Source organism: Sporosarcina sp. NCCP-2331 (assembly GCF_023707945.1).
GTDB classification, from domain to species: domain Bacteria; phylum Bacillota; class Bacilli; order Bacillales_A; family Planococcaceae; genus Sporosarcina; species Sporosarcina cascadiensis.
Genome location: NZ_BRCD01000002.1, coordinates 79,207 through 97,835 on the forward strand (window position 1 = coordinate 79,207; position 18,629 = coordinate 97,835).

Annotated in this window: 21 protein-coding genes; all 21 read right to left on the bottom strand. The window is 44.0% G+C overall.

Annotated features, from left to right (window positions below; genetic code table 11):
• Positions 1-71 precede the first annotated feature (71 nt).
• The 21 genes from tsf to fliM all read right to left on the bottom strand — a co-directional run bounded on the left by tsf (position 72) and on the right by fliM (position 18,586).
• On the bottom strand, positions 72-959 hold the full coding sequence (gene tsf, locus NCCP2331_RS01550) for a translation elongation factor Ts (protein ID WP_251668046.1): 888 nt from the start codon (positions 957-959) through the stop codon (positions 72-74).
• A 95-nt stretch (positions 960-1,054) separates the two neighbouring features.
• On the bottom strand, positions 1,055-1,795 hold the full coding sequence (gene rpsB / locus NCCP2331_RS01555) for a 30S ribosomal protein S2 (protein ID WP_251668049.1): 741 nt from the start codon (positions 1,793-1,795) through the stop codon (positions 1,055-1,057).
• 151 nt (positions 1,796-1,946) lie between these two features.
• Positions 1,947-2,438, bottom strand: a complete 492-nt coding sequence (locus NCCP2331_RS01560; RefSeq protein ID WP_251668051.1) for a helix-turn-helix domain-containing protein — start codon at positions 2,436-2,438, stop codon at positions 1,947-1,949.
• Between the two features lie 6 nt (positions 2,439-2,444).
• Positions 2,445-2,744: an RNA polymerase subunit sigma gene (locus tag NCCP2331_RS01565; protein WP_251668053.1), complete on the bottom strand. Its 300-nt coding sequence runs from the start codon at positions 2,742-2,744 to the stop codon at positions 2,445-2,447.
• A complete protein-coding gene (locus tag NCCP2331_RS01570) occupies positions 2,741-3,520 on the bottom strand; it encodes a FliA/WhiG family RNA polymerase sigma factor (protein ID WP_251668055.1) in 780 nt (259 codons plus the stop codon). The genes NCCP2331_RS01565 and NCCP2331_RS01570 overlap by 4 nt, the downstream gene beginning before the upstream one ends.
• Before the next feature lie 128 nt (positions 3,521-3,648).
• On the bottom strand, positions 3,649-4,143 hold the full coding sequence (locus tag NCCP2331_RS01575; protein ID WP_251668057.1) for a chemotaxis protein CheD: 495 nt from the start codon (positions 4,141-4,143) through the stop codon (positions 3,649-3,651).
• A complete protein-coding gene (locus NCCP2331_RS01580) occupies positions 4,144-4,776 on the bottom strand; it encodes a chemotaxis protein CheC (RefSeq protein WP_251668058.1) in 633 nt (210 codons plus the stop codon).
• Positions 4,766-5,233, bottom strand: a complete 468-nt coding sequence (locus NCCP2331_RS01585; RefSeq protein WP_153720415.1) for a chemotaxis protein CheW — start codon at positions 5,231-5,233, stop codon at positions 4,766-4,768. The genes NCCP2331_RS01580 and NCCP2331_RS01585 overlap by 11 nt, the downstream gene beginning before the upstream one ends.
• Before the next feature lie 17 nt (positions 5,234-5,250).
• Positions 5,251-7,320 (bottom strand): chemotaxis protein CheA, encoded by a 2,070-nt coding sequence (locus tag NCCP2331_RS01590; protein ID WP_251668059.1) that lies wholly within the window; start codon positions 7,318-7,320, stop codon positions 5,251-5,253.
• A gap of 15 nt (positions 7,321-7,335) precedes the next feature.
• A complete protein-coding gene (locus tag NCCP2331_RS01595) occupies positions 7,336-8,466 on the bottom strand; it encodes a protein-glutamate methylesterase/protein-glutamine glutaminase (RefSeq protein WP_251668061.1) in 1,131 nt (376 codons plus the stop codon).
• A gap of 1 nt (position 8,467) precedes the next feature.
• Positions 8,468-9,334, bottom strand: a complete 867-nt coding sequence (locus NCCP2331_RS01600; RefSeq protein WP_251668063.1) for a MinD/ParA family protein — start codon at positions 9,332-9,334, stop codon at positions 8,468-8,470.
• Positions 9,327-10,436 carry a flagellar biosynthesis GTPase FlhF gene (gene flhF, locus NCCP2331_RS01605; protein WP_251668065.1) on the bottom strand — a complete coding sequence of 370 codons (1,110 nt, stop codon included), beginning with the start codon at positions 10,434-10,436 and terminating at the stop codon, positions 9,327-9,329. The genes NCCP2331_RS01600 and flhF overlap by 8 nt, the downstream gene beginning before the upstream one ends.
• On the bottom strand, positions 10,436-12,466 hold the full coding sequence (gene flhA / locus NCCP2331_RS01610) for a flagellar biosynthesis protein FlhA (protein ID WP_251668067.1): 2,031 nt from the start codon (positions 12,464-12,466) through the stop codon (positions 10,436-10,438). The genes flhF and flhA overlap by 1 nt, the downstream gene beginning before the upstream one ends.
• 24 nt (positions 12,467-12,490) lie before the next feature.
• Positions 12,491-13,582, bottom strand: coding sequence for a flagellar biosynthesis protein FlhB (gene flhB, locus NCCP2331_RS01615; protein ID WP_251668070.1), 1,092 nt, complete (start codon positions 13,580-13,582; stop codon positions 12,491-12,493).
• Entirely contained in the window at positions 13,575-14,351 is a 777-nt protein-coding gene (gene fliR / locus NCCP2331_RS01620; RefSeq protein WP_153720422.1) for a flagellar biosynthetic protein FliR, read from the bottom strand. Before fliR ends, flhB begins: the two co-directional genes overlap by 8 nt.
• Before the next feature lie 4 nt (positions 14,352-14,355).
• Positions 14,356-14,625: a flagellar biosynthesis protein FliQ gene (gene fliQ / locus NCCP2331_RS01625; RefSeq protein ID WP_153720423.1), complete on the bottom strand. Its 270-nt coding sequence runs from the start codon at positions 14,623-14,625 to the stop codon at positions 14,356-14,358.
• 11 nt (positions 14,626-14,636) lie between these two features.
• A complete protein-coding gene (gene fliP / locus NCCP2331_RS01630; RefSeq protein WP_251668072.1) occupies positions 14,637-15,302 on the bottom strand; it encodes a flagellar type III secretion system pore protein FliP in 666 nt (221 codons plus the stop codon).
• Positions 15,295-16,011, bottom strand: a complete 717-nt coding sequence (locus NCCP2331_RS01635) for a flagellar biosynthetic protein FliO (RefSeq protein ID WP_251668074.1) — start codon at positions 16,009-16,011, stop codon at positions 15,295-15,297. The genes fliP and NCCP2331_RS01635 overlap by 8 nt, the downstream gene beginning before the upstream one ends.
• Positions 16,012-16,019: 8 nt before the next feature.
• Positions 16,020-16,382 carry a response regulator gene (locus NCCP2331_RS01640; RefSeq protein ID WP_153720426.1) on the bottom strand — a complete coding sequence of 121 codons (363 nt, stop codon included), beginning with the start codon at positions 16,380-16,382 and terminating at the stop codon, positions 16,020-16,022.
• 22 nt (positions 16,383-16,404) lie between these two features.
• A complete protein-coding gene (gene fliY / locus NCCP2331_RS01645; protein ID WP_153720662.1) occupies positions 16,405-17,592 on the bottom strand; it encodes a flagellar motor switch phosphatase FliY in 1,188 nt (395 codons plus the stop codon).
• Complete coding sequence (fliM, locus tag NCCP2331_RS01650) at positions 17,585-18,586, bottom strand: flagellar motor switch protein FliM (protein ID WP_251668076.1); 1,002 nt, start codon at positions 18,584-18,586, stop codon at positions 17,585-17,587. The genes fliY and fliM overlap by 8 nt, the downstream gene beginning before the upstream one ends.
• Positions 18,587-18,629: the final 43 nt, after the last annotated feature.

The following is an 18,629-nucleotide window of genomic DNA, read 5'->3' on the forward strand; positions in this document are numbered from 1 at the left end:
CCTGCAATTTCCTATTCTCAAAAAAGAGGAACACATAATGGATGTGCCCCTCTGTATGATTGGTTTTAGACTTAGTTTCCTTTAACTTGACTCATTACTTCGTCAGCAAAGTTGTCTTCACGCTTCTCGATTCCTTCGCCTACTTCATAGCGAATGAACTCAACTAAAGTTCCGCCAGTTGATTTTACGAAATCGCGGACTTTTTGGTCAGAGTTTTTAACGAATGCCTGGTCAAGTACACAGATTTCCTCGAAATACTTTCCAAGACGTCCTTCTACCATTTTCGCTACAATGTTCTCCGGCTTGCCTTCGTTCAGTGCTTGTTCAGTCAATACTTTACGCTCTGCCTCTACTTCGTCAGCAGATACTTCGTCGCGTGAAATGTATTTCGGGTTCATTGCCGCAATATGCATTGCTACATCTTTCGCTGCTTCAGAATCAGTTGAACCTTCAAGTACTGTTAATACTGCAATACGTCCGCCCATGTGCAAGTAAGGACCGAAAGCATCTTGGTCTGTCTTTTGGCGGATTTCAAAACGGCGAAGAGTGATTTTCTCTCCGATTTTAGCTACAGCGTTTGAAATATGCTGTGATACAGTCAGACCGCTGTCCATTTTTGCTTCATTTGCTTCTTCCACAGAAGCTGGTTTATTTGCAAGCAAGAACTCAGAAAGTTCCTTAACAAGTACTTGGAAACCTTCATTTTTTGCAACGAAGTCTGTTTCAGCATTCACTTCAAGAATAACTGCTTCGTTACCTTGAACTAAAATGTTCGCCACACCTTCAGCTGCGATACGGTCAGCTTTTTTAGCAGCACTTGAAAGACCTTTTTCGCGCATGAAATCGATTGCCGCATCCATGTCGCCGTCTACTTGAGTAAGTGCTTTTTTGCAGTCCATCATACCTGCGCCTGTTTTTTCACGAAGTTCTTTTACCATTTGTGCTGTAATTGTTGCCATTTTAAAAATTCCTCCTATTATAATTCATCTGTTATAGATTACTTTAAAAAAAGACGATAAGGGGTACGCCGCTTATCGTCTCTCATTTACTCATTTCAGTCTGCAGCTACAGTTTCAGTTTCGTTCGCTGTTTCAGCAGCCGCTTCATCGTCTTCACCTTGACGGGATTCAATCAATGCATCTGCCATTTTACTTGTAAGTAAACGTACTGCGCGGATTGCATCGTCGTTCGCCGGGATGACATAGTCGATTTCGTCCGGATCACAGTTAGTATCTACGATTCCAACGAGTGGAATATTCAATTTGATTGCTTCAGCAACTGCGATACGCTCTTTACGAGGATCTACGATGAAAATAACATCCGGCAATCCTTTCATATCACGGATACCGCCTAAGAATTTAACAAGACGCTCATGTTCTTTTTTCAATTGAGAAACTTCTTTCTTCGGAAGTACGTCAAATGTGCCGTCTTCTTCCATTTTCTCGATTGCTTTCATACGAGCTACACGTTTTTGAATTGTACCAAAGTTAGTCAATGTACCGCCCAACCAGCGTTGGTTGATATAGTACATTCCAGCACGTTCTGCTTCTTCTTTGATTGCTTCCTGTGCTTGTTTCTTCGTACCTACGAAAAGGACTTTTCCGCCGTCAGCACCGACTTGGCGCATGAAGTTGTAAGCTTCCTCTAATTTTTTAACTGTTTTTTGAAGATCGATGATGTAAATGCCGTTACGCTCCACAAAAATATACTTCTTCATTTTCGGGTTCCAGCGGCGTGTTTGGTGTCCGAAATGAACACCTGCTTCTAGTAATTGCTTCATTGAGATTACTGACATGGTAATTCCTCCTATTGGTTTTTGTCCTCCGCGTACTTCCTGCAAAAGAGTGACCGAAACGGCACCTACTCTTTTGTCCGCACACGTGTGTAGTAATACCATCTACTAAAATAACATATATACGAGCCATTTGCAACCGCAGACTTTTGTTTCAGCTGAATTTTAACAGCAATTCGATTTCTGTCCGGCCTTTTCCGAGTTCTTTCGCGATTTCTTCCACTGATTTTCCTTCGGCATGCATCAATTTCGCTTTTGCCCGGTCGTCCAGCGGCTCTGCTTCCTGCTGTTCGGTCGTGGCGGCCGTCTTTTGATAGGAGCGAAGAGCAAATTGTACCGGTACCGGATGAGATTTCTGTTGTACTCTTTCAGGTTCGGCAGCGGGTTTTTGTTTTACCGGCGGCTGCTGAAACGGAACTTCCGGAGAAAGGGTAAAGTCTGTTTTTCTGTTCAACTGTTCGATCAAGCGGTCATTTTCTTCTTTAATTTCTGCCAGATATGCCATTACGGAATGATCCATTTCATCCATTAGTTGTTGCTGTTTCTTCTCCAGATTATTGAATTTGGAGACTTTTAGAAACAGCAGCGTCATAATCATAAAACTGATGATTTGCAAGATGAATAAAATCGCTACGATGATTCCCATGTTTGTTCACCCACTAAAGTCCACAAACGAGCCCTTAAAAGGATGCTTCACCCGTCGTGCTTCTTCTTCCTGTTTTTCTCTCTTCTGCTGTTCGCTTTGTTCATCCTGCTGCCGGTCATCCGGATTTAATTTAGCATATGGATCGGATTCCACAACGGTCTCCTGATTCTTCAGCGCTTGTTTTTCTGTTGAAGTATTTGCATGCTGCTGCGCTATTTGAGATTGCTGCTGTTTTTGCTCGGCAATTTTCCCGGCTTCAAATGTTTTAGGTATCGCTATTTGCAATTCAATACTTTTCAAGCTCATAAAATCCCTCCATCCGTTATTTCACCCGCCAGCAAGGTTCGCAGTTTAAATAAAGCTTTCGAATGAATCTGCGATATTCTGGAAGTGGATAGACTTAAAATTTCGCCAATTTCGGTCAATGTCATATCTTCCTGATAAAACAAACTGAGTACCAGCTGCTCGTTTTCATTAAGTTCTTTAATCTTCGTCATCAGATCACTGATCAGCTCGTCTTTGACTGCCAGCTGTTCCGGTGTCTTTGTCTGTTCATCGCGCAATACGAATGTCTGATCACTTTGCTCATCATCGTCATTCATTTTCTCATCAATCGACAAAACGTTCGCAAAATATTGTTCATGGACTGTCTGGTATACTTCATCTGTAGTGATCCCCAGATGATCCGCCACTTCTTCAGGTGTTACCGTCCGCAAGTATGACTGTTCAAGCTTGCTGATTTCTTCATCCATTCTTTTCGTTTTTTCTCTGGAGGAACGGGAAAGCCAGTCCTCTTTTCTCAGGCCATCCATAATAGTTCCGCGAATACGAAAAGATGCATACGTATCAAATTTCAAGTCGCGATCGGGATCGAATTTGGTCAAAGCGTCGAATAACCCTTGATATCCCAATGATTTAATTTCGTCTCGCGAGACATTTTTCGGCAGCCCCGCACTGATTCGCTGTACATGATAATTCACTAATGGTGTATAAAGTTGGACTAGCGTGTCACCTGCCTCAGGATCACGGTCTTCGAGCCATAACTTCCACTGATGCCGTTCAGCTGTATCTTGCTTTGCCATCGAATTCACGCCTTTCCTGTCGGCTTCCGTCTGCCTGCTCTTACTTCTTATCTACTAGTATAGCAAATCTCCATAAAGAAAGGCGACTAATCAAATAGCCGCCTGTGTTTTATCGCTTTGGATTCCAGTTACATCTCCTGGGTACCTGCATTGACTGTGCGCACATGGAGAATGCATGTTTCTGGATCGAATTCAATTGTTCTTCCGCTAGAGCCGCCCGTGTCTTCAGCGATGATTGGTATGGAGAGACGCTTAAGCTCTGCTTTGACTGCCTCCACATTCCTCGGGCCGATGCGAATCGTATCATTAGAGCCAAATTGGAACATTTGAGCGCCGCCGGCAATTTTTGCTTTAATGCTGAACGGACGAACGCCTTGTGATTTCAACATTTCCATCATGGCATAAATACCGGTATCGGCAAATTTCGCGACATTTATTTTAGATGACTTTCCTAATTGGCTGTCCGGCAGCATGACATGCACCATGCCCGCAACTTTTTTTGAAGCATCGTACAGCACTACTCCGACACAGGAGCCGAGGCCAGATGTTCGAATCGTCTGAGGAGTCTTGGCGATATTCATATCCGCAATCCCAACTCTTACGACGGTTTTAGTGTTTTGCATTTAGAGTACACCTAAAGAACTGAATATCGTGCGGTATGAGGGCGGGTCCGGTAATAAGAAGAAATGACCTGCTAAACTCGAAACACCTTGTTCCCCTTCTTGCAAAATTTCCGTTTCAATTACGATGACTTCATCGCTGTATTGAGAAACTTCTATTAAACCAAAACTTACAATCGCACCGACCATATCCACGCTTAAAGAAGGAACAGTCGGATAGATATTCAGCGATGTGAAATCAGAAAGAGCGGATAAATACGATCCCGAAAGGATATTACCCAATTCCTGTAATGCAGAAGCGCCTAAACCTAAATCTTCCACGTCTGTAAATGTGAATGTTGGGTCATTCATCAGTTTCCGAATGAATTCAGTCGCGGACTCGATTGTCAGTACAAAAAACATACTGCCTGTCAGATCACCTTCAATGCGAAGGAATATGCCTGCTACAATCTTTTCCGTACCGCCCGCCAGCTCAAACATTTCATCAAATGATACTAGCTCCACATTTGGTACTCTCATATCGATTTTATGCCCCAGTAATTGAGACAGCGAAGTAGCCGCGTGTGCAGCTCCTATATTGCCGATTTCCTTCAGAACATCCAAATGCATTTCGGTGATTTCATTTTCAGAGTTCATCCGCATTCACCTTTTTAATCGGCTGCAGCACTTTTTCCAGATTCAGCATAACGAGCAAACGCTTATCTACTTTGGCCACACCCGAAATGAATTCAGACTCAACAGATCCTACTACTTCCGGCTGTGGTCCAATCGCACTTGTCGGAACATCCATGACATCATTCGCGTCATCAACGATCAAGCCTACTTCTGAATCTGCATACGAGACGATGATAATACAGCTTGATTCATCAAATTCCTTATATTCCATATCAAAGCGCTCACGCAAATCAACGACTGGCGTTACCACACCGCGCAGATTCAAAACTCCTTTGACATAGGAAGGCATTCTCGGCACACGTGTAATAGACAGCGATTTCTCGATAGATTCTACGACATCCAGTCCGATTGCATATTCTTTATTCATCAATTGAAAGACAATTACTTTCATATCGCTAACTTCTACAGCTTTTGTCATACCTTTTGTCACCTCGATTATTTAATCAGTGCGTTGCAGTCGACAATTAATGCCACTTGGCCATTACCAAGAATCGTTGCTCCTGATATGGCAAAGACACTCTGCAAATAGTTACCAAGTGATTTCAAAACAATTTCCTGCTGGCCGATGAATGAATCTACTACTAATCCTGCTAAACTTTCACCTTTTCGTACAATAACGATTGATTGGAAATCTTCTTCATCTGCATTTCTATCACGCATTTCAAAGATTTCTTTAAGATCCACTAACGGCACGATAGTACCCCGGAAATCGATTACAGGCTGGTTATGCGCATTCAGAATATCGGATTTTTGAATAATAGCCGTTTCGATAATAGAGGATAAAGGAATCGCATAGATTTCCTGATCCAATTCTACCAGCATAACGGAAATGATGGATAGAGTCAGCGGCAGCTGAACTTGGAATAACGAGCCTTTTCCTTCTTTTGAATCAATAGAGATATGGCCGCCGAGGGACTCGATTGTATTTTTCACAACATCAAGACCGACTCCGCGTCCCGATACATCTGTTATGGCAGCGGCAGTCGAGAAACCGGACGCCAGTATGAGCTCTGCCACTTGCTTATCGGATAAAGTCGGCGCAATTTCTTCGCTGACAATGCCGCGCTCAATTGCTTTATTCAATACACGCTCACGGTTCACACCGGCTCCATCATCTTCCAGTTCAATAAAGACATGATTTCCAGAGTGATACGCACGCAAAGTCACAGTGCCTTCTTCAGGCTTACCGGCCGCAATTCGCTCTTCCGGACTTTCGACTCCGTGATCGAGAGCATTTCGGATCAAGTGGACAAGCGGATCGCCTATTTCATCAATAACTGTCCGGTCCAATTCCGTTTCAGCACCGATAATTTCCAAATTAACCTTTTTATTCAGATCACGCGCCAGCGTCCGAACCATTTTAGGAAAACGGTTAAAGACAGTCTCAACTGGAACCATCCGCATATTCAGGATAATATTTTGAAGGTCACCCGACACCCGCGTCATACGTTCCACTGATTCATTGAGTTCCGGATTATGGAGCTCGCTCGCGATCGATTGCAGACGTCCGCGGTCAATAACCAGTTCTTCAAACAAGTTCATTAAGATGTCGAGACGGTCGATGTTTACGCGGATCGTCTTATTGGAAGATGACTGGCCTGATTTTTTGCTTGGTGCCGTGTCCTTAGGCTCTGCCTTTTCCTGTGCTGCTTTTACTGTGGGATTTTGTGTTTTCTTTTCTATTTCCTGCGGTTGTTCTTCCAGACTCTCAAACTCTGTCTGCTTATATTTTTGCACGTATTCATCTGTAATATGAGTGATTTTCACATCTTCAATTTCGGAAACCTTCATAACTTTTGCTCTCAGTTCATCAGCATCTTCATGTGTCAGCAAAACAATGGTAAACTTCTGATCGAAGTCTTCATTTTCCAGCTTTTCTACTGTCGGTACCGTTTTGATAACTTCCCCTGATTTTTCCAGGATTTCAAATGTCATGAATACGCGCGCCACTTTCAATAAACAGTCTTCGCGCAGTTCTACAGTGATTTCATAGGCATTGAAGCCCTGGTCAGATGACTGGGAAATAACAGTCAACTCAAATTCATCATAATGTATGCCCGATGAAGTCAAGACTTCTGTCGGCGCTTCTTCTGTCGCGGCAGCTGTTTCTGTTAAATCCAGCGGCTCTCCCGCTTCAATCCGATTCAGTGTGTCGACCAGATGGCTGACGTCCTTCTTGCCGTCTCCGCCTGCTTCGATATCCAGTACCATTAATTCCAGATCGTCGGACGCTTCAAATACTACATCCAAAATTTCTGTGGTGACGCTGATTTTTGAGTTACGGATTGCGTCGAGGACGTTTTCCATCTTATGTGTTAAATCCGCAATATCTTCATATCCCATAGTAGCGGACATACCCTTTAATGTATGGGCTGCTCTGAAAATTTCATTGACGATTGCCAGATCATCAGGATTATTTTCCAATGCAAGCAATTGTTCATTACACGCCTGCAAATGTTCTTTACTTTCCTCGATGAACATATCCAAATATTGACTTGTATCCACTGTAAAGCCCCCTAATCACTTCAAATTTCCCAATATTGCATCAGCGATTTGCTGAACATCTCTGACTTCATCGCTCAAGCCCGCATCTATGATGGCTTTCGGCATGCCATAGACAACTGAAGTATTTTTGGATTCCGCAATTGTTATGGTTTTGCATGTTGCACGCAGTAACTCCATTCCTTCTTTTCCGTCATAGCCCATCCCCGTCATAATAACGGTGAGATAATTCAATTCAGGATGTTTCGCGGCTGATTCCAGTAGGACGTTTACAGCCGGTCGATGTCCGGAGCGCGGTGCTTCCTTTGCATCCAGGACCGCCTGATATCCCGCTGCTGTTTTTTCGAATGTTAAATGCAGGCCGCCTGGAGCAACATAAGCCGTGCCGTTGTAAAGTAACTCCCCGTGCTCAGCCTCTTTAACAGTAATCTCACTAAGCCCGTTTAAACGTTCTGCCAGTGACTTCGTAAATCCCGGCGGCATGTGCTGAACGATTAAAATGGGAGAAGGGAAATCTGCTGGCAGGCGGGTAATTACTTCCTGTAAGGCCCGCGGTCCCCCTGTCGATGTACCTATTATAACAAATGTTTTAGAACTTTGGGCTTTATTTCTAGAAAAACTTGCTAAATTAGCAGGCGTTCCTGTGATGGAATTACTTTTTTCCGCTGTACCTTTCTTTTCAACAGGCATAGTATAGCGAGTTCTAACAGGCGTAATCTTCCTCGTCAGTGAGTGAATTCCGACATTCGAGGCAGCAAAAACTTTTTCAACAATCTCTTTTTCGATTTCATGCAAATTCAAAGAAATCGCTCCGCCCGGCTTGGCAATTACATCCACGGCACCGTACTCCATAGCAAGAACTGCATTTTCTGTATTATGTTTTGTCGTACTCGATAAAATGACGACAGGAACCGGATGATGATCCATCATTTCCTTCAGTGCCTGCAGCCCGTCCATCACCGGCATCTCAATGTCCATTGTCACGACATCAGGAGAAAAGTCGCGTACTTTCTGGACTGCATCCTGTCCGTTTCTGGCAATACCAACTACTTCCATCATCGGATGTTTATTCAGCATATCTGAAATCAATTTCCGCATAAAGGCTGAATCATCCACGACAAGTACTCGTTTTTTCTTACCGACTATCATTTCAGGCACGCCCTTTCCGAAAAATGCTCTTTAATTTGCCAAGGAAACCTGACGTCTCAATAGAGGTGCCCGGCTGATGGCCAATTAAAAATGAATCCGTAATTGCGGTCATTCGTCTCGTGATGTGCGCATTTGGATACAGCTTTACAAAAGGTGTTTGTGCGACGACTGCGTTTCGCACATTCAAATCATCCGGCAAAAAACCCAATAGATTCGTTTCCGCCGATAAAAATTTACGCATTGCGAGCTGCAATCTGGCAATGGAGTCCCGGCCTTCTTCTTCTTTCAGTACCCGGTTTCCAACAATATGAAAAGTCCGCTCTGCATCCTGCATGCAAATGAATTTCATCATCGAATACGCATCGGTAATGGAAGTCGGTTCCGGAGTGGCGATCAGAATAATTTCATCGACTGCCATAATTAAGTCCAAGGAGTTTTGTGTTGCACCTGCACCCATATCGAATAAAATAACATCGTAATCGGACTGCAGAGTCGTAAATCCTTCTATCAGACGGTCGAACATCAATTCAGACCATTCCATTACTGTCTCCAGTCCGGAGCCGCCCGCGATAAACGACAATCTGTCTTCTAAAGGTGTAATGACGTCATAGAGGTCTCTTGAACCGTTTAAATAATCTTTCAAACTATAATTAGGAGCAGCGCCGAATAGAATATGAATATTGCCCATGCCGATGTCCATATCTACAATTAATACTTTTTTGCCTTTAGCGGCTAGTGAATATGAAAAATTTGCTGTAAAGTTAGATTTTCCAACTCCGCCTTTTCCACTGATAACCGCAACAGATCTGGCCGTTTTCACTTGTGCTTTCAACATTTTCAAACGCAGTGCTTCTGCCTGATCATGCATGCTGATCACCTGCCAGCAAAAGAGTGAACAGTTTTTCAAAATTCGCTTCTGTTATATCTTCAGGAACTTCCTGGCCGTCTGTAAAATAAGCCATGCCTATAGAATACTTCAGCATTAAGTTGATCATCGAGCCAACTGAACTGGTTTCATCTGTCTTTGTGAAAATAAATTTCTCAATCGGAAACTTTTCAAAACGTTCTATGATAATATCCATATCCTGCTCTTTAGACGTAGTCGACAAGACCAGAAACGTTTCCATATCCAATGAAAAATCTACAAGTCTCTGTAAATCCTCAACAAATTTTGTTTCTTTATAATTGCGGCCGGCCGTGTCAATAAAAATTAAGTCGCGGTCCTGAAGCTTTTCAATCGCAGCGGCAAAATCAGTTGCGTTATAAGCAATTTCCACGGGAGCCTGCAGCAAATTGGCGTATGTCCGCAATTGTTCAATCGCGGCAATCCGATACGTATCGGTAGTGATAAAGCCGATTTTCTTTTTTTCTTCCAGCAGTGCACGCGCAGCAATCTTCGCAATCGTTGTCGTTTTCCCGACGCCGGTCGGACCGAGCACATTAATATATTTTTTGGTATAAGAAATTCCGCCGAACGATACTTCTCTAAGTTTGGCGGAAAACCATTGTTTCAATAATTCAAGTTGTTCTGTTTCTGTGAAATCTTTCTTCTCTTTTTTCATTTGTTCATAGAGTGCGTCGCCGGCCTCCGCTATGTATTCGTGCGCAAGCCCCTGTGTCTGCAGCTTCACTAAAAGCGGTATCAATTCATCGGGATATTTCTCCAGCGTACGGTCACTTTGCTGCATCCCCTTAATCATTTTCTTCATTTCCCGCATTTCTGCCTGAAGTGTTTCCGCAGCCTCAGAGCGGGCTGGCGGCTCAGCTCTTACAGGCGGTTCATATATTGGTTTTTCAGCTTTTTGGTCAAAGCCTGCCACGACTTCTACAGAACGTTTCTGAAACAGTCCGAGAAAACCTTTTGTTTTGATCACGCTAGAACTAAGGATCACGGCATCATCGCCAAAATCTTCCCGTACTTTTTTCATAGCCTCGACCATGGTTGGAGCTGTATATTTTTTCATTTTCATTAAATATCCACCACCCCTACACTTTGTACTTCAACGGATGCTTCGAGTTCATTATAAGACAAGATAGGAATTTGCGGGAAATAACGCTCCGTAATCTGGCGCAAGTACATTCGAATGGCAGGTGAACATAGAATGACCGGTGCCTGATCAAGCAAAGCCACCCGCTCGACTTCCTGTGCAATGCGCTCCAGAATCGCCTGCGACTGTGAAGGGTCGATCGACAGGAAGTTTCCTTGTTCGGTCTGCTGGATACTGTCAGCAATCAGTTTTTCCACCTTGCCGGAAACCGTCAATACTTTCAGCGCTGCATTGCCGGTTACGTACTGGCTCGTAATTTGACGCGCCAATGACTGGCGCACATATTCTGTCAGCACATCCACATCTGATGTGTATTTTGCATAATCCGCAAGTGTTTCAAAAATGATCGGCAAGTTTCTGACAGATACTTGTTCACTTAACAGCTTAGCCAGCACTTTTTGAATTTCGCCGATGGATAATGGCGTTGGCGTTAATTCGTCGACCAAAATAGGATAGGTTTCATGCACATGATCGACCAGCTGTTTTGTTTCCTGGCGGCCCAGCAAGTCGGCTGCATTCGCGCGAATTATTTCGGTCAAATGAGTAGAAACAACACTCGGCGGATCGACAACCGTGTACCCCATTATTTCCGCTTCTTCTTTTGCTTCTTCTGTAATCCATTTGGCAGGAAGTCCGAATGAAGGCTCAATCGTATCAATTCCTTCAATTAAATCTTCCCCGCCCGGACTCATGGCCAAGTAATGATCGAGCAGCAGCTCGCCCCGCGCCATTTCATTGCCTTTAACTTTGATGCGGTATTCATTCGGCTGCAGCTGGATATTGTCACGGATCCGCACAACTGGAATAACGAGGCCGAGCTCAATTGCCAGCTGGCGTCTGATCATGACAACGCGGTCAAGTAAGTCTCCGCCCTGTGTTGCATCCACAAGAGGTATAAGCCCGTAGCCGAATTCAAACTCAATCGGGTCAACGTTCAATAAGTCGACAACATTTTCAGGCCGTTTCAGCCCTTCAGTTTCTACATCCTCTTCCATCTCGAGCAATTCTTCCGGATCTTCAGCCGCCTTATGTGACATCATGTATGCACTGATTGCCAAAGCTAAAGCAATCGGAATGGTCAAAATGTCATTAATTGGAGTAGCTAATCCTAATAAAAAGATTGTTACCGCTGCAACATACAGCAGCTTCGGCTGTCCGAGCAGCTGATTCGTAATATCTGAGCCCAGGTTCCCTTCAGAAGCGGCACGCGTAACGACAATACCGGTAGCTGTCGAGATTAATAATGCGGGAATCTGCGAAACGATTCCGTCACCGACTGTCAAAGTGGAGAATTGAACCGCAGCTTCAGCAAATGGCAGTCCCATCTGCACGACTCCAATGATCATACCAACCAGTAAGTTGATCATTACAATAATGATTCCGGCAATTGCATCCCCTTTTACGAATTTCGTCGCACCGTCCATCGCACCGTAAAAGTCCGCTTCATTACTGACTTTCTCACGTCTAGTACGCGCTTCTGTATCGGAGATCATACCGGCGTTCAAATCGGCATCGATACTCATTTGCTTACCCGGCATCGCATCCAGCGTAAACCGCGCAGCAACCTCCGAAACACGTTCCGAACCTTTCGTAATAACGATAAATTGAATAATAATCAAAATAACAAAGACCACAAGACCGACAACAATATTACCACCAGTTACAAACGTACCGAATGTATCAACTACGCCCCCTGCATCACCTTCAGAAAGGATTGCACGTGTAGTAGATACGTTCAGACCGAGACGGAACAGCGTCAATAACAGCAAGAGTGACGGGAAAATCGAGAATTGCAGTGCTTCCTGCATATTCATCGCCGTCAGAAGCACCATTAAACCAAGTGTAATATTAATAATGATTAGAAAACTTAACAGCCAGGGTGGTAACGGGATGACGAGCATCGCAACGATCATAATTACCGCTGCTAATACTCCGATATCTTTAAACTGCATGCCACCCCTACTTTCTCAATTCACTTATATTTTTCGCTGGATACGATATACGTACGCCAGGATTTCAGCTACTGCTTTAAAAAATTCTTCAGGAATACGATCACCAATTTCCACTTGATCAAACATTGCCCGTGCAAGCGGACGGTTTTCCACCATGACAATTTCATTCTCCTTGGCAATCATCTTGATCTTCTGTGCAATGAAGTCCGCACCCTTCGCTACGACGATCGGAGAATCCATCTGCTCGTCATCATACTTCAGTGCAATCGCAAAATGCGTCGGGTTGGTAATCACTACATCCGCCTCAGGAATTTCCTGCATCATCCGCCGCATTGCCATTTCCCGCTGACGCTGCTTGATCCGTGATTTAATAAGCGGATCCCCGTCCATATTTTTATGTTCATCTTTGATATCCTGCTTGGACATTCTAAGATTCTTTTCATAGTCAAATTTCTGATAAAGGAAATCCAGTATAGAGATAAAGAGCAGGACAAGTGAGGCGATAATCCCCATCATTCCGACTAATTTTGCAATGGTCAGCAAGATCATATGCGGTGTTCTGAAAGCCAGATCCAGGACCTGTCCCAAGTTCATCCAAATGACAAGTGTCGTCACAGTCCCGATAAACGAAATCTTCAGTACGGATTTAAGTAATTCTACAATGGCCCGTATAGAGAATATTCGCTTCAGTCCTTTAATCGGATCAATCTTTTTCAAATCAAACTTCAATGGTTCACCAGTAAACAACAGACCAAACTGTAAAAGGTTTGCTGCAACACTCGCGATTACAGCAATAATCATAATCGGCAACAGAATGACCGCCATCTGTTTCACGATGTTCATATAAACTAACATCACTTGGTCTTCGTCCAATATATGTATAGGAATAAAATGTGTAAAAGACTCCCGAAAAAAAACAAAGAAATTATCTCTCATAAAACCTGCTGCAAAAAACATGAAAGTAAAGACAGAAAGCAGAACAATCGCACTTGTAACGTCCTGACTTTTCAATACCTGTCCTTTTTTTCGAGAATCTTCACGCTTTTTCGGGGTGGCTTTTTCTGTTTTCTCGCCGGCGAAAAATTGTAAATCAAGCCTCAGCAACAAATCAGCCACCTCCCAGCAGTACCATCAAATCTCTCATTGTTATGATCATCACTTCAAACAGCTTCTTCATTAAAGTAATCAGCACGCCTGACATGGTCACAAGAACCATGAAGCTAACTCCAATCTTGATCGGAAAGCCAACTACGAATATATTCAGCTGCGGCACAGCACGTGCTGTGATTCCAAGAGCCAAGTCTACGAGGAATAACGTAGCCACAACCGGTATCGCCATTTGGAAAGCGATGGCAAAAGATTTAGCAAACGTCAACACCATGAATTCCGCCACATTTTCACTGCCGAATGGCGGAAACATTTCATTTACAGGCACAAATTCATAACTGTAGAAAATACCGTCCAGCAGCATATGATGGCCATTTAAGACGAGCAGCAGAAGCATCGCCAATGAATTGAAAAATTGACCTAGCAAAGGTGACTGGGCACCAGTTTGTGGGTCAATGACGTTCGCTATCGCAAAACCCATCTGAAAGTCGATAAAGCCACCAGCCACTTGAATGGCCGACATAATAATAAAGGCGGCAATGCCAATGGACAAGCCGACTACCGCTTCTTTAATCACCAGCAATATGTATTGGCCATCTATTTCGACAACCGGGATATCAACCGAGTAAGACATCATCCAAGCGAGTATCGCAGCAAAAACCAAACGCTGTGTTGCCGGAATCGAGCGGTATGAAAATAAGGGCAGTGTCACAAAAAAAGATGTCACACGCGTTAGTATAAGTAAAAATGCGGGTATTGACGGGATGAGTTCATTCATTTAATCACCCAATATACCTTGCAAGACCGGAAAAAATATCACTTGCATAATTGGTGACATACGACAGCATCCAAGGTCCAAAAAATACGATGGCCACCATAACTGCGATAATTTTCGGTACAAAAGCCAATGTTTGTTCCTGAATTTGCGTTGTCGCCTGAAAAATACTGACCCCGAGTCCAGTCAATAACGCAACGAGCAAGAGAGGCCCTGAAGCGAGAAGAATAACCCACACAGATCGTTCTGCAATAGAAATAACAAATTCGCTCGTCATTCAAATCCCCCCTAAAAACTTTGCAGCAATGACTGGATAATGAGATACCAACCGTCCACTAACACAAACAATAATATTTTAAACGGCAATGAGATCATAACTGGCGGAAGCATCATCATACCCATCGACATGAGGACACTGGCGACAATCATATCGATCACCAGAAATGGAATAAAGATCATGAAACCCATTTGAAAGGCTGTTTTGATTTCACTCAGCGCAAAAGCCGGCACCATCATCGTCAGCGGTATTTCTTCAAGCGTTTCAGGTTGTTCCATCTGGTTATAACGCATGAATAATTCTAAATCTTTCTGTCTCGTATGTTCACTCATGAACTCTTTAAACGGACCGCTCGCCCGTTCATATGCTTCATCCAATGAAATTTTTTCATCAAATAAAGGAGTCAGCGCTTCTTCATTCACCTGAGATAAAACAGGCGCCATAATAAAGAAAGTCAGAAATAAAGCCAGTCCTACAAGCACTTGGTTAGGCGGCATCTGCTGTGTCGCAAGAGCCGTCCGAACAAATGATAATACAATAATGATCCGGGCAAAAGATGTCATTAATATCAAAATAGCGGGAGCCAGTGACAACACTGTCAGCAGCAAAAGCATTTTGATGGAAGTCGAAACGTTAGCCGGATCACTGTTTGAAAACGAATTTAGAAAATCAGCCATCCCGGTCGCTTCCTTTCCGCTTCAACCGATCCAATTGTTCCTTGCGATCTGCTTTGATCTCATCCATTTTGGAAGAAAACAATTGACTGAAATCAGATGAATCCGTTGAGGTGTTTCCAGATTGTGCTTTCGAGAAAAAGCGTTCATAAAGCTGTGAAATAATGCCTTTGCGAACATCACTGCCTTCGGAATCATAACGGTCCAGCAAGTCAGCGATATCGGCAGGATCATCAATTTCTTTCAGCAGCTGGACGTTTTCGCCGACACCTACTACAAAATAATGATTGCCCATTTTCACTAATTGAATAGATTTATGCTGTCCAAGCGGCACGCCGCCCAAATTGGTCATCAAGCGGGTCTGGTCAAAACTGCGGTTGCGTTTATTAAGAAATCGCAGCAGCCATACAAGCAAACCGATAACAAAAATAAAGGCTAATAGGGTCCGGATATAATCCCAGGCAGACAGCCCTTTTGGCGCTTTCTCAGTCTCCTGCGGATCGGACAGGCTTCCCGGGGCCCCCGACGGGATCTCCTGATCTTTTTTATCTGCTTGATTTCCGGCAGTATCATCCGAACTGCAGTCTTTTCCTTTTCCAAAACAGTCAGATACACGGGCATTAGGATCTGTTTCTGCCTCTGCGTGCGGCATCCAGAAAACGAGGCATACGAGCAGCATAACAAACCATTTGGTCAATTGTTTTACGTTCATAAGATGACTTAGCTCAACGCTTTGTCGATCGCTTCAATCACACGGTCAGCCTGGAATGGTTTTACGATGAAATCTTTAGCGCCCGCTTGAATTGCATCAATAACCATGGCCTGCTGCCCCATAGCTGAACACATAATGATTGTTGCAGACGGATCATTGCCTTTAATTGCTTTAAGTGCAGCGATTCCGTCCATCTCCGGCATCGTGATATCCATTGTGACCAGATCCGGTTTTAACTCACTGTACTTTTCTACAGCCTGCGCACCGTCTGCTGCCTCTCCTACTACTTCATAATCATTTTTCGTCAAGATATCCTTGATCATCATACGCATAAATGCTGCGTCGTCAACTACTAAAATTCGTTTTCCCATTGCTTATCCCTCCAAGTATCTACTATCGTAAATTGTTTAATCGGTCCATCTGACTTAGTATATCCGTAATCCGGACACCGAAGTTTTCATCTATGACTACTACTTCTCCTTTAGCAATAAAGCGGTTGTTGACCAAGATATCGACAGGTTCACCCGCCAATTTATCCAGTTCAATAATAGAGCCTCCGGACATTTCCAGGATTTCCTGGACTGAACGCTTCGTACGGCCTAATTCTACCGTTACTTGAAGAGGTATATCAAGCAGCATATTTAAATTATTTGCTTCTTCTTTGTTCAAGCTCGGCGCGTCGAAGCTGGCAAATTGTGCCTGCTGTACTTGAACCTGAGGCTGTGCCGGTCTTTGCTGAGGTGGCGCTTGCTGAACCTGCTGCTGGGGCGGTGCCTGATAAGCCGGCTCTGGCTCCTGCTGGGCGGCCGGCTGCTGATATTCCTGCTGCTGCGGCTGCGGTGCAGGCTGTGCCGGTGCAGGCGGTTCTTCTGTAACAGTTGCCGCCTCTTCTTCTCCCATCAAAGATGAAACTAGTTTCTTACCAAACTCCAGAGGGAATAGCTGCATAATATTCGAATCAATTAACTCGCCCACCCTTAAATTGAAAGACACGCGGATCAGCAGATTATGAGGCGGAATATGTTCTGTTCCCTGGTCCAGCTGAATATTCATCAAATCAATTGTAGGCGGTGAAATATCCACTTTCTTATTGAAAATAGTGGACATCGAAGTAGCAGAAGATCCCATCATTTGATTCATCGCTTCCTGTACAGCGCTAAGATGGATATCCCCCAAATCTTCATTCGGCGAAGTCCCGTCCCCGCCCAGCATCAAGTCTGCGATAATCGCTGCGTCACTCTGCTTAATAACAAGCAGATTCACACCGCTCAGACCTTCTGTGTATTCCACTTTAATCGCAACATAAGGATGGACAAATTCTCTATCCAGCTCGTCACGTTTAATCAGTGTGATTTTCGGTGTCGTAATTTCCACTTTCTGTCCAAGCAATGCAGACAGTGCAGTCGCCGAACTGCCGAATGAAATATTGCCGACCTCCCCAAGCGCGTCCTGCTCCATCTCCGTCAAATAATCATTAATTTCGATTTCATCTGATTCAGGTGCAGCTTCTTCAGCGGGTTCCAATGTTTCCCCCCGCAGCAACGCTTCTATTTCTTCCTGTGAGAGAATGTTATCACTCATCATCCTCATCCCCTCCCGTCTTCAAAATATCCAGTATTTGAACAGCCATGCGGTTTCGCAGTTTTCCCGGCTGTGCGGTGAATTTAGGCGTATCACCGACTCGGATCGTTAATGGTTCTTCAATCCTTGTATTTAATGAAATGACATCACCCATCTGCAAGTATAAGAAGTCTTCTACAGAGATTTCTCCTTTACCCAGTTCAGCAGTAATCGGCAGTGAGGCTTTTTTAATTCGTTTTTCGAGAAGTACACTCTGTTCAGGCGTCGGTTCTTTTTTATTCGTCTGCATCCAGTAGCTGACCGACAAATTCGGAATTATCGGTTCCAGTACAATGTGCGGGATACAGATATTGATCATTCCGCTTGATTCGCCGATCATTATGTTGAATGAAATAACGACGACCGTTTCATTGGGAGAGATCATCTGCAGGAACTGCGGATTCACTTCCATCTCCGCGAGATACGGATCGATATCGATCAAACCTGACCACGCTTCCCGCAAACTGTCAAAAGAACGTTCAAATAAGTTCGTTAAAATTTTCGTCTCGATTTCAGTCATATTATCCACTTTGCCGGAACTCGAGCCGAATCCGCCCATTAAGCGCTCCAGCATGGAATAGGCAACGTTCGGATTCACTTCCATCAAGATATTGCCTTCGAGCGGTGACACATCAAATATATTGATCAGCGTCATATTCGGAATCGAGCTGATAAACTCTTCAAAAGGAATCTGATCGACCGAAACGACATTGATCTGAATATATGTACGCAGCTGAGCTGAAAAATAGGTCGTCAGCAATCTGGCGAAGTTTTCATGAATCCGTGTCAGACTGCGAATCTGATCTTTCGAGAACCGCAGCGCACGTTTAAAATCATAGACCCGTACTTTGCGGGTTTCTTCTTCTTTCTTCATTTCTTCCGCTGACATCTCACCTGTCGATAAGGCAGACAGAAGCGCATCTATTTCATTTTGGGACAGCACATCTCCCGACATTAGCCCACCTCCTCTTGCGTAAGCACCTCTTACAGATCATACG

Excerpts from the sequence above, each read along its gene's own strand:
- tsf (WP_251668046.1), bottom strand. The coding sequence starts at position 959 with ATGGCAACAATTACAGCACAAATGGTAAAAGAACTTCGTGAAAAAACA.
- rpsB (WP_251668049.1), bottom strand. The coding sequence starts at position 1,795 with ATGTCAGTAATCTCAATGAAGCAATTACTAGAAGCAGGTGTTCATTTC.
- NCCP2331_RS01560 (WP_251668051.1), bottom strand. The coding sequence starts at position 2,438 with ATGGGAATCATCGTAGCGATTTTATTCATCTTGCAAATCATCAGTTTT.
- NCCP2331_RS01565 (WP_251668053.1), bottom strand. The coding sequence starts at position 2,744 with ATGAGCTTGAAAAGTATTGAATTGCAAATAGCGATACCTAAAACATTT.
- NCCP2331_RS01570 (WP_251668055.1), bottom strand. The coding sequence starts at position 3,520 with ATGGCAAAGCAAGATACAGCTGAACGGCATCAGTGGAAGTTATGGCTC.
- NCCP2331_RS01575 (WP_251668057.1), bottom strand. The coding sequence starts at position 4,143 with ATGCAAAACACTAAAACCGTCGTAAGAGTTGGGATTGCGGATATGAAT.
- NCCP2331_RS01580 (WP_251668058.1), bottom strand. The coding sequence starts at position 4,776 with ATGAACTCTGAAAATGAAATCACCGAAATGCATTTGGATGTTCTGAAG.
- NCCP2331_RS01585 (WP_153720415.1), bottom strand. The coding sequence starts at position 5,233 with ATGACAAAAGCTGTAGAAGTTAGCGATATGAAAGTAATTGTCTTTCAA.
- NCCP2331_RS01595 (WP_251668061.1), bottom strand. The coding sequence starts at position 8,466 with ATGATAGTCGGTAAGAAAAAACGAGTACTTGTCGTGGATGATTCAGCC.
- NCCP2331_RS01600 (WP_251668063.1), bottom strand. The coding sequence starts at position 9,334 with ATGCATGATCAGGCAGAAGCACTGCGTTTGAAAATGTTGAAAGCACAA.
- flhF (WP_251668065.1), bottom strand. The coding sequence starts at position 10,436 with ATGAAAATGAAAAAATATACAGCTCCAACCATGGTCGAGGCTATGAAA.
- flhA (WP_251668067.1), bottom strand. The coding sequence starts at position 12,466 with ATGCAGTTTAAAGATATCGGAGTATTAGCAGCGGTAATTATGATCGTT.
- fliR (WP_153720422.1), bottom strand. The coding sequence starts at position 14,351 with ATGAATGAACTCATCCCGTCAATACCCGCATTTTTACTTATACTAACG.
- fliQ (WP_153720423.1), bottom strand. The coding sequence starts at position 14,625 with ATGACGAGCGAATTTGTTATTTCTATTGCAGAACGATCTGTGTGGGTT.
- fliP (WP_251668072.1), bottom strand. The coding sequence starts at position 15,302 with ATGGCTGATTTTCTAAATTCGTTTTCAAACAGTGATCCGGCTAACGTT.
- NCCP2331_RS01635 (WP_251668074.1), bottom strand. The coding sequence starts at position 16,011 with ATGAACGTAAAACAATTGACCAAATGGTTTGTTATGCTGCTCGTATGC.
- NCCP2331_RS01640 (WP_153720426.1), bottom strand. The coding sequence starts at position 16,382 with ATGGGAAAACGAATTTTAGTAGTTGACGACGCAGCATTTATGCGTATG.
- fliY (WP_153720662.1), bottom strand. The coding sequence starts at position 17,592 with ATGAGTGATAACATTCTCTCACAGGAAGAAATAGAAGCGTTGCTGCGG.
- fliM (WP_251668076.1), bottom strand. The coding sequence starts at position 18,586 with ATGTCGGGAGATGTGCTGTCCCAAAATGAAATAGATGCGCTTCTGTCT.